Origin of the sequence: Stenotrophomonas riyadhensis (genome assembly GCF_040256885.1) — a bacterium.
GTDB lineage: Bacteria > Pseudomonadota > Gammaproteobacteria > Xanthomonadales > Xanthomonadaceae > Stenotrophomonas > Stenotrophomonas riyadhensis.
Genome location: NZ_CP155568.1, coordinates 2,764,684 through 2,774,745 on the forward strand (window position 1 = coordinate 2,764,684; position 10,062 = coordinate 2,774,745).

Sequence of the window (10,062 nt, forward strand, 5' to 3'; positions counted from 1 at the left end):
CACTCCTTGCTGGAACCGTTCGGGGGCCGGCGGCACCAACACCACCGGCACGATGTCATTGCAGCGTGTGGATGCCATACGTGGTGTCCTCACGCGGGGTCGCCTGTGGCGCGGTGCACAGGTAGCTGTCCCAGCCCAGGCGCACACCGCCGCCCATGCCGAGTGAACTGCCCTCCACATCTTCCGCGCGCAGGACCAGGCGCACTTCGTATTCGAGGATGCCGCCGGTCAGCAGCGACAACCACTTGGACAGCGCTTCGGCCGCACTGCCGCCCGGCAGGAAGGCGTCGAACTGGTCGCGGCGCAGCGGGCCGATGCGCAGTCGCAGGCGCAGGTCGCGCTGCCAGACGCGATCGCCGGCCAACGCGCTGGCGCCCAGCACGGCATTGGCCTGGCCCAGCCGCGTGGCCTGCCCGGTCGGGACCCGGTACCACGCGCCCACGAACTGCTCCAGGTGCAGCGGCACTTGGAAGTAGTCCGACAGCACGCGCTGCATCAGCGCCGCCGACACCGGTCGCTGGCGCACTGCGCCCGCGTAATAGGCCACGGCCTGGTCGAAGATCTCGCCCTCGCCTTCGTGCAGGCGGTCGCGCAGCTCGCTCATGCCCATGCCGAGCAGCGACAGCACCAGCGGCAGGAAGCGCTCGCGGCGATCCAGCTCGTACTGCAAGGCCAGGCGATGCTTCTTCCAGGCGGCGTAGTGCAGCGATACCGCACGGGTGGAGAAGATGTCCAGGAACGCACGCGCGGTCCGGTCGCGCTGGTACAACTCCCGAAGCTGCAGGGTTTCGGTGTAGTGCAGCGGCAAGGCGCCGGCGGTACCGAGCAGGCCCATGAACTGCGGGGTCAGGTGGACTTCGGCCAGCTCCTCGCCATGCAGGGCCTGTTCGATGGCCTCGCGATCCTGCAGCCGCTCGCCCTTGAGCGAATACACTTCGCCCTCGGCCGACAATTCGGTGGCCGGGAATCCGAGCGACAGCGAGTTGCGGAACCGCACGCGCATCGGCACGGCCTGGCCGGGCTTGACGCCCTGCCGCTGGAACACCTGCTCAAGCAACCGCACCGCCTGGAAGAACTGGAAGCGGTGCGGTTCGGTGAGCAGCTGCTGGGCTACGCCAGGATCGATTCGCCGCTGCGCGCTGGGCATCGGACGATCTCCTCCCCGCTGTCGCCGGAAACCAGCACCAGTCGGGTAAAGCTGTTGGCATGCACGTAGAGTGCGAAGAAGTGGTCCATCACCTGGGCGAAGGCGGCCACACCGGTGCCCACGAAATGGGCTTCATTGATCGTCAGGCGGATCTCCAGGCCGCGCACCACCGAGGCGAACTGGCGGCCGTGCATCCAGGTGGTCACCGGCGTCTGCTGCAGCTCGAGGATGCCGTCGATCTGCCGCGCCGAGACGTTGCTGCCGGACAGGTCGTACAGGCGCAGCATCTCCTTCAGCGCAGGCAGGCCGCTGGCGGTCAGCGACAACTGGTTCAACGACAGGTGCGAGATCAGGCGCCACTGGGCGTTGCGGCCGTGACGGAAACGCAGCGGCTTGGTCGGCTTGCGCAGCAGGCTGATCGCCTTGGCCGGGCTGCCACCTTCGATGCTCAGGTCACCGCCCGCCACACCGAAGGCCAGCTGGTTGGGCAGGTCCCGGTTGTTGCAGGTCAGTTCCAGGCTGACCGTATCGGTCTGCGGCAGCACCGGGTTGAATGACAGGTCGACGAAGCTGATCTCGGTCTCGAAGCCCGGGCTCTGCCGCGCCACGTCCTCGTCACGGCGCGCCACCCAGTACTGACCGGTGCGCTCGGGGTCTTCCCCGTGATGCAGCGAATAGAACGGGCGGAAGGCCTGGATCAGCTCACCCTGCGGGGTCTGCCGGATGCGATGCACCGAATCGATTGAGTGCACTTCATAGGCGAACGCGCGGCGGGCATCGGCCAGCACCGGGTAGTTCACCGTACGATGGGTGACACGGATCGGCTCGCCACTGGTGCGGAACAGATTGACGATGGGCGTGCACCCCAACCGCACGTTGTGCACACCCAGCTCGTCCAGCACCATCGTGTTGCCACGGTCCTGGCCGTGCGCCTGCAGCACCAGATGCAGGGTGAAACGGCGGCTGGCACCTGCCGTCACCGAGGGCAGGTGCAGGTCGACGAAGCCGAACTTTTCCGGATAGGCGAACAGCTCTGTCAGCAGGCGATAGGCAGGATGCGAACGCGCCGGGAAATCGATCAGCGCCTCGTCATCGGCAAACCCGACCGCGCTCAACGGCACCTTGTCGAGGCGGCGCCAGCGGCCATCTCCGTCGGACTCGACGTATGCCGCCTTCACCCCCAGCATCAGCGCATCACGCAGGGCCGCGCGCACCGAGGGCTCGCCATCGAGGAACAGGCGCAGGTGATCGGTTCCCAACTGGTGGAAACCCAGCTGATCGGACAGCAGCTGGAACCCCATGGAGATCTGGCCACCGGTTCCGGCCGGCAGCGTCGTGGCCATCGGTGCATCGGCCACACTGCGGTAGACCACCTGCTGCACGCCGATCGGCGCGAGCACGACGTCGTAGGCAGTGCGGAACTCGCACGGTACGCCACGCACCGGCCGGCTCTGCAGGGCGGTGCCGCGTGGCACGCGCACCGGCGCACTCAGCTTGGATGCCACCCCTTCCAGGTCGAAATGGGCAATCGAACAGGACGGGAACGGCCGCAGGTAGTGCGGATAAAGCACGTCCAGCAGCGCGTCGGTGAATTCGGGATAGTCATCTTCGATGCGCTTGGACACGCGCGCACTGAGCAGCGCGAAGGCCTCGATCAGGCGCTCGACATGCGGGTCCTGGCTGCCCTCGGCGGAGAGCTGCAGGCGACCGGCGATCTTCGGGTAGCGCTCGGCGAACTCGCGCCCGTAACGGCGAAGGTAGCCGAGCTCGCGTTCGTAGTAAGGCAGCAGGTCCTGCATCAGGCGGCCTGCGTGCGGCGTGCGCGGGTGACCTGGTACTGCAGGGTCGAGGGTTGCAGCATCGCGTCGAAGCTGACCGGCTCGCGTGCAGGCTCCAGGTCGAGCAGCGCATGGATGGTGAAATGCAGCCCACCGGCGAACTGGTTGCCCGCGTCCAGATGGACGTTGACGTTGCGCAGGCGGCGCTCATGGCGCGCCACGGCCTGCTCCAGCGAGCGGCAGATGGCGGCACGATCGTAGGCGTTGGCCAGGCTCATCGCGGAGAAGTCCGCCAACCCGTAGGTCAGCAGCGATTGCCGGCAATTGGGGAATTCCTTCATGTCGCCTTCCTGGAACGCGGCGCGCGAGTTCAACAGCCCCTCCAGGTCGCGGGCGATGGATTCCTTGTACTGCTCCAGCGAGACGGACTTGAATACCGGCCCGGCGCCCGGTTGCTTGGGGGCGTCGTCGAACAGTTTTTCCAGCAGGCTGGGTTCGAGTCCCTTCATTGGTCGATCCACTCAGGTTCGGCATCCGTGCGGGCGGCAGCGGTGCAGCAAAGGCAAGGCCGTTCCTGGCCCTGCCCGGCGATCAGACTGCGATGGCGCACGAGGCGCCATCGCAGCGACACAACATCACACGGTGTAGTTCGGGATGTTCTTGGTTGCGCTCCACTGCGCCACGGTCTTGCCACCAACTCCGCCTTCCGGCTTCTGCTGCTGGTAAGTCCACTTGATGGCGCCGAAGCTCAACTGAACAACTTCCTGCGGCATGCCTTCCTTGTCCACGGTCGTGGTGACGCGGTGGACCAGCACGTTCAGCAGCTCGACCGTGTAGTAATTGATCGCGTTGCCGTCCTTGTCGGCGCGCATGAACTGGATCTGCGCCTTCGGGAAGGTGGTGCCGTTGGAGGCGGCCTGGTTGAGGGCCGTGGAGGCGAGGTCGATCGACTTGGTGATTTCGATCGGGGACAGGTTCACGCGGGCTGCGGTGGTGCCGCCGGAGGTCGACGCGGTGGCCGAACGCGGCTGCAACAGATCCTGCGAGAACGACTGGATTTCGATCCAGTCCTTGTGCTTGTCGTCGTGCGACTCGCCCTTGATGGTGTCAATCGAGAGGAAAGCGTGCTGCATATCTGGTCTCCTAAATTCCGTTCTTCCGTGAGATTTGATGTGCCAGGCGCGGGCCTGGCGGTTAAGGGGGGCTACGCCCTCTTGAAATAAGCGTCACTGCAATCCGGGGAGCGGACTCCCCTGGACGCTTCAGTTACAGCAAATCGTTACGACTTTTTCGCGGACGCCGGCAGTTCGGCGACCAGACGCAACGAAACAGACAGCTCATCGAGCTGGAAATGCGGCCTGATGAAGGCCACCGCGCGGTAGACACCAGGCTTGCCCGGCACCTCCGAAACCTGCACAGAGGCTTCACGCAGCGGGAACTGCGCCTTGGCTTCCTGCGAAGCGTTGTCGTCCAGCAACACGTACTGGGCGATCCAACGGTTCAGGAATTCCTCGACGTTGCCCGCCGAAGCGAAGCTGCCGATCTTCTCGCGCATCATCGCCTTGAGGTAATGGGCGATACGCGAGACCGCGAAGATGTACTGCAGCTGGGCAGACAGGATCGCGTTGGCATTGGCCGAATCGGTGTTGTACTTCTTCGGCTTCTGTGCCGACTGTGCGCCGAAGAACGCGGCGTAGTCGGTGTTCTTGCAGTGCACCAGCGGCATGAAGCCGAGGTCACTGAGTTCCTTCTCACGACGGTCGGTGATGGCCACCTCGGTCGGGCACTTCAGCGCCACTTCGCCGTCGTCGGTACGGAAGGTATGGGTCGGCAGATCCTCGACCAGGCCGCCACCTTCCACGCCGCGGATCGCTGCGCACCAGCCAAAGCTCTCGAACGCCTGGGTCAGCCGGGCGCCCATCGCGTAGGCGGTGTTGCACCACAGGAACTTGCTGTGGTCGGCCGCTTCGATCTCTTCGACGAAGTTGAAACCCTCGACAGTGGTGCCGTCCTTCGGGTTGTACGGCAGGCGCCCCAGGAAGCGCGGCATGGTCAGGCCGACGTAGCGGCTGTCCTCGCTCTCGCGGAACGACTTCCACTTGGCGTACTCGACCGTGTCGAACACCTTGGCCAGGTCGCGCGGCTTGCCCAGGTCGGTGAACGTCTCCAGGCCGAACATGCCTTCGCTGGCGGCGGAGATGAACGGCGCGTGCGCGGCAGCGGCGACGTGCGACATCTGCTCGATGAAGTACATGTCCTCCGGCTGGCGGCCAAGGAAATAGTCACCGATCAGGGCGCCGAACGGCGCACCACCGAAGGTGCCGAACTCCTCTTCATAGACCTTCTTGAACAGCGCGCTCTGGTCGAAATCGATGGCCGACTTGAAGTCCTTGACCAGATCCTTCTGCGGCGAATTGAAGACCTTGATCTTCATGTTCGGGCCGGTGGAGGTCTGCTGGCACAGGTAGTGCAGGCCCCGCCAGCTGCCTTCCAGCTTCTGGAAGGCTTCCGCATGCATGACCGCGCTGAGCTGCTCGGAAATGATCCGGTCGATCTCGGCGATGCGTGCATCAAGGGTGAGGTTGAGGTTGTCGGAGACCACCACGGTACCGTCCAGGACTTCCTTCGCCAGCGCGGCGATGATGTCCTTGGCACGATCATGTTCGGTCTGCGACTTGGCGACCTTGCTCTTCTCGACGATCTGGTCGAGCAGGCCCACCTCTTCGGCCACGGCGGCCTGGGTGGCCAGTTGGCTGGCTTCGGCTGACATCGATCAGTCCTCCTTGGTCACGCCGAGCTTCTTCAGCTGCTCGGTGTTGTTGAGCACATCGGTCAACAGGTCTTCCAGCTTCTCGTTGCCCGCCAGCTTGTTGCGGAGATCGGCCAGCTTGGTGCGCGACTCGAGCAGGCGCCGCAACGGTTCGATCTGCTGGACCACCGCCTCGGGACGGAAGTCGTCGATGGAATTGAACTTCAGCTCGACGCCGAACTCGCCACCGTCGTCGCTGATCTTGTTCGGCACGCGATAGACCGCGCGGGGTGCGACGCCTTCCATCACTTCATCGAAGTTGTCCAGATCGACGTTGACGAACTTGCGATCCTTGACCTTCGGCAGCGGCTGTTCCGGATTGCCACTGAAATCGCCCATCACGCCGACCACGAACGGCAGTTCCTTCTGCTCGATCGCGTCACCCTTCTCCACATCGTAGGTGAGCTGGACGCGCGGCGGGCGGATCTTCTGCAGCCGCTTCTGGATGCTTTCCTTCTTGGCCATGAGTGTCTCCTGACTGGGGCCGGTTCCGGATCAGTTGCCGATGTTCTGGAACGGATCGGAGGTGTTCGAGCGGGCAGCGGGCTTGGCCGGCTGCGTCGCGGCGGGCTGGGCAGCAGCGGCGGGAGCCGCGGCACGGCCTGCACGGGCGCGGCTGCGCGGCTTGGGCTTGGGCGTCGGGTCGAGAATGGCGTCACCCATGGTGTTGCGCAGGGTGGTGGCCAGGGTCTGCGCTTCCTTGCGTGCGGTGTCCGACGCCAGTGCGCCACGGCCCTGCAGGCGGGTCAGCGACTGGTTGGCGACACGGAAGCCGGCGACGGTGATCACACCATCGGCCACCAGATCATTGGGATCGCGCTGGAGTACTTCCTCGGCTGCGACGATCGCGCGGGCGTACTGGCCCTGGTCGAACTGCAGCTGTGCGATGCGTACCCACGGCTCCTTGCGCGTCGGGTCGGCCTTGGCCGCCAGTTCGAACGCACTGATCGCGGCATCGGCGCCGCCAGTGGTGACCTGTGCTTCGGCGTTGCTCAGCGTCGTTTCGAACGGCACGACCTCGGCCTTCTTCGGCGCCGATGAGCAGGCCGCCAGGCCCGACAGCAACATCAGCGCGAACATCGGCCGGTACACAGCCTTCCCCATTGCCTTCACTTCCATAGTGATCCCTCGTCGAAATTAGTTCCTCAAGGAAGCCGAATCTCCGCCGATACAACGCACGGGATTCCTGCCCCTGTCGGCGGCAGTGTACATTCGCGAATACGCGTCGGTATAGTGAATTTCGTCAAGAATATGGCGAATTTGATAGACACAACCTTCACATCCCGATGTGATATCCGCGAGCAGAAAGTACTTATACGCTCAATTTTCGCCCCGCACCCCGAGCCGACCGACCGCACATGAATGCGCAACTTTTCTCATTCCATCGCGTGATATCCGTCACGATTTTGTCCCTGGTCATGTCCACGTCCCTGACCGGTTGTGCCAGTGACAGCAAGTTGGGCAAGGCAATGGACAAGACCCTCCAGGCCGTGGGCATCCGCGAGGGCAAGCCCGAGGCGCCCCCCACCATTCCGCTGCGCCTGTACGCCGGCAGCAACCTCAACGCCGGCAACGACAAGCGGGCGACGGCCGCGGTGGTCAAGATCTACCATCTGCGCAGTCTGCAACGCTTCGAACAGGCTCCCTTCAACGCTTTCCTCGACCAGGCCGGCGAGCAGGCTGCACTCGGCGCGGACCTGCTTTCGGTCAACGAGGTCGTACTGACCCCGGGTGCCCGGCAGGAATTGTCCGAGCAGCTGAGTGAAGGAAGTGCAGTGCTCGGCGTTGTCGCCCTGTTCCGCGCTCCGGCCGAGAATCGCTGGCGGCTCGCATTCGACACCAAGGGCAAGACGCTTCCGCAGGATGGCGTCACCATCGGCGTCCATGCCTGTGCCCTGACCAGCGACAGCAAGGCGCTGTTGACACGTATCTCCGGTGATCCAGGCAGTCTTGCATCCATCCGTTGTGCAGGCGCGAAGAAATAGCATCGCGCCGGAATTCTGGCACTCGAATTCATCGATGCGATAGTATCCTCAGCGCAACGATTGCCCTGCTCGTTTGAATGTGCGATGGGATTCACATTTTCACATTACTGAAAGGGCATGCGCCGCTGCGGGGCGCGAGAACGTCGGAACCGACCCGCACTGGCGACTTTTTCAAGCTATTTCCAAGGATTGAACGTGGCTTATGTAAGCAGGATGTCGAAGGTTCTCTGGGGTGAAGGCCTGTTCCTGCGCCCCCAGCACTTCCAGCGCCAGGACGCCTACCACGAAGCACGGCTGCAGGATCTCTCGCAGACCCTGCACCCCTATGCATGGGGTGCACGCCGGGTGCGTTTCGATCCACATGCACTTTCCGGTGGCACGCTGCGCCCACTCGATCTGTCGGCGGTGTTCCCCGACGGCGAGACCTACGATGCGCCCGCGCACGACGGCCTGCCCGATGCGGTATCGCTGCAGGAGCTGCCGCCAGGCGTACAGTCCACCGTCGTCTATCTGGCACTGCCGCTGCTGCGCGATGATGGCGCGAACTGTGCCGATGCCGAAGGCACGGTTCTGGCCCGTTACCGCCAGGCCAACCGTGATACGCAGGACCTGTTCACCGATGCGGTCGAAGCCGAACTCGCCTTCCTCAGCAAGGCAGTGAAGCTGCTCACCGACGATCAGCCGCGCGACGCCTACGCCACGGTGCCGATCGCGCGCGTGCGGCGCACCTCCAGCGGCGGCTTCGAACTGGACGATGAGTTCATTCCGCCGTGCGCCCAGTTGCAGGCGTCACCGTTCCTGCATCGCGAACTGCGGGCGGTGCTCGATGCGCTGCAGGCGAAGGTCGATGCACTGTATGGCCTGCACCGGCAGACCTCGCAGAACATCATCGAATTCCGCTCCGGCGACATCGCCTCGTTCTGGCTGCTGCACACCATCAACAGCTCGTTCAGCGCGCTGGCGCATCTGCTGCACCATCCGCAGCTGCACCCCGAGCGCCTGCACCAGGAGCTGCTGCGCATGGCCGGCGCACTGCTGACCTTCTCCAATGCGTACCAGCTGGGCGATCTGCCGGTATATCGCCACGACCAGCCGGAAGCCTCCTTCCGCAAGCTGCTGGAGATCGTGCGGACCCTGCTGGATACCGTGATCTCCACCCGCTATTTCAAGATCGCGCTGAACGAGGTGAAGCCGTCCTACCATCTCGGCCGGCTCGATTCGCAGCGCATCGACGGCAATGCCTCGTTCTACCTGTCCGTCTCCGCATCGCTGCCGGCGCAGGAGCTGATCCAGAGCGTGCCGGTACGTTTCAAGGTCGGTGCGCCGGACGATGTCGAGAAGTGCGTGCTGTCCGCGCTTCCGGGCGTGAAGCTGACCCACGCGGCGCAGGTGCCTGCGGCGATCCCGGTGCGCCCGGGCAGCCATTACTTCGAACTCGACGCACGCGGCGCGCTGTATGAGCGCATGCTCAAGGCGCAGTCGTTGATGATCTACGTGCCGGCCGGTATTGCCGAACTGAAGATGGAACTCGTGGCGGTGACCTCATGATGAACTCCCCCCTGCCCCCGACGCCGGGCCCGATGCCCTCGCTGACCGCCAATGGCGCGATGGTCAACCCGACGCCGCAGGCGGCCAATCCGCAGAGCCTGCAGGACCTGATGGCCGACGGCTTCTACCTTCTGCTGCTGCTCAAGCGCGGCCAGCTGCCACACGATGCCGAGAGCTTCGTGCAGACGGTGCAGAAGTTCCTCGATGGCGTGGAACGCAATGCCATGCGCATGGGCGTGGCCTCGGAAGATGTCTACGCTGCCAAGTACGCGTTCTGCGCGGCGGTGGACGAGGCGATCCTGTCCCAGCCGTCGCCGCTGCACGAAACCTGGGAACGCAACCCGCTGCAGCTGCGCCTGTTCGGCGAGCATCTGGCTGGCGAACACTTCTTCGATCGCCTGGAAGAACTCCGGCGCCAGGGCGCCGCGCGCCTGCCTTCGCTGGAGGTCTACCACTATTGCCTGTTGATGGGCTTCGAAGGCAAGTACCGCCTGGAAGGCACCGAGAAGCTGGGCTACCTGACCGCGCGCCTGGGCGATGAGATCGTCTACCTGAAGGGCAAGCGCCACGGTTTCGCACCGCACGCACTGCCACCGGACAACGTCCGCCACAGTCTGCGCCGCGTGGTGCCGTTGTGGCTGCCGGCCGTGGTGGTGGGCTGCTTCGGCATCGTCGCCTTCTTCGGCATGCGCACCTACCTCGGCCACGAAACCGGCCAGCAGCTGGCCGCCTACAACGACGTGGTGCAGATGCCCGAGCGCACCGCCCACATCACGATCACCCTGCCATGAGCCT

10 protein-coding genes are annotated in these 10,062 nt (G+C 64.5%); 3 read left to right on the forward strand and 7 right to left on the reverse strand.

The genetic code is table 11. From position 1 onward, the window contains the following. Nucleotides 1–55: 55 nt before the first annotated feature. The 7 genes from tssG to SriyCCGPB3_RS12925 all read right to left on the reverse strand — a co-directional run bounded on the left by tssG (nt 56) and on the right by SriyCCGPB3_RS12925 (nt 6,853). Nucleotides 56–1,147: a type VI secretion system baseplate subunit TssG gene (tssG, locus tag SriyCCGPB3_RS12895; RefSeq protein ID WP_110712663.1), complete on the reverse strand. Its 1,092-nt coding sequence runs from the start codon at nt 1,145–1,147 to the stop codon at nt 56–58. Further along, on the reverse strand, nt 1,111–2,946 hold the full coding sequence (tssF, locus tag SriyCCGPB3_RS12900; protein ID WP_153856123.1) for a type VI secretion system baseplate subunit TssF: 1,836 nt from the start codon (nt 2,944–2,946) through the stop codon (nt 1,111–1,113). Before tssF ends, tssG begins: the two co-directional genes overlap by 37 nt. After that, entirely contained in the window at nt 2,946–3,434 is a 489-nt protein-coding gene (gene tssE / locus SriyCCGPB3_RS12905; RefSeq protein WP_057496761.1) for a type VI secretion system baseplate subunit TssE, read from the reverse strand. Before tssE ends, tssF begins: the two co-directional genes overlap by 1 nt. A 126-nt stretch (nt 3,435–3,560) precedes the next feature. After that, a complete protein-coding gene (locus SriyCCGPB3_RS12910) occupies nt 3,561–4,058 on the reverse strand; it encodes an Hcp family type VI secretion system effector (protein WP_006465355.1) in 498 nt (165 codons plus the stop codon). A gap of 146 nt (nt 4,059–4,204) precedes the next feature. Continuing rightward, nucleotides 4,205–5,695 (reverse strand): type VI secretion system contractile sheath large subunit, encoded by a 1,491-nt coding sequence (tssC, locus tag SriyCCGPB3_RS12915; RefSeq protein WP_110712666.1) that lies wholly within the window; start codon nt 5,693–5,695, stop codon nt 4,205–4,207. A 3-nt stretch (nt 5,696–5,698) separates the two neighbouring features. Continuing rightward, nucleotides 5,699–6,199, reverse strand: a complete 501-nt coding sequence (tssB, locus tag SriyCCGPB3_RS12920; RefSeq protein WP_110712667.1) for a type VI secretion system contractile sheath small subunit — start codon at nt 6,197–6,199, stop codon at nt 5,699–5,701. 30 nt (nt 6,200–6,229) lie between these two features. Continuing rightward, the gene (locus SriyCCGPB3_RS12925; RefSeq protein WP_110712668.1) at nt 6,230–6,853 is read right to left on the reverse strand and encodes a tetratricopeptide repeat protein; all 624 of its coding nucleotides are present in this window, start codon (nt 6,851–6,853) and stop codon (nt 6,230–6,232) included. 239 nt (nt 6,854–7,092) lie between these two features. Here SriyCCGPB3_RS12925 and tssJ point away from each other — a divergent pair, with 239 nt between their 5' ends. The 3 genes from tssJ (at nt 7,093) to icmH (ending at nt 10,058) form a co-directional block, all read left to right on the forward strand. Beyond that, nucleotides 7,093–7,719 (forward strand): type VI secretion system lipoprotein TssJ, encoded by a 627-nt coding sequence (gene tssJ, locus SriyCCGPB3_RS12930; protein WP_110712669.1) that lies wholly within the window; start codon nt 7,093–7,095, stop codon nt 7,717–7,719. 213 nt (nt 7,720–7,932) lie between these two features. Next, nucleotides 7,933–9,267 carry a type VI secretion system baseplate subunit TssK gene (gene tssK, locus SriyCCGPB3_RS12935; protein ID WP_110712670.1) on the forward strand — a complete coding sequence of 445 codons (1,335 nt, stop codon included), beginning with the start codon at nt 7,933–7,935 and terminating at the stop codon, nt 9,265–9,267. After that, nucleotides 9,267–10,058, forward strand: a complete 792-nt coding sequence (gene icmH, locus SriyCCGPB3_RS12940) for a type IVB secretion system protein IcmH/DotU (protein WP_110714336.1) — start codon at nt 9,267–9,269, stop codon at nt 10,056–10,058. Before tssK ends, icmH begins: the two co-directional genes overlap by 1 nt. Nucleotides 10,059–10,062: the final 4 nt, after the last annotated feature.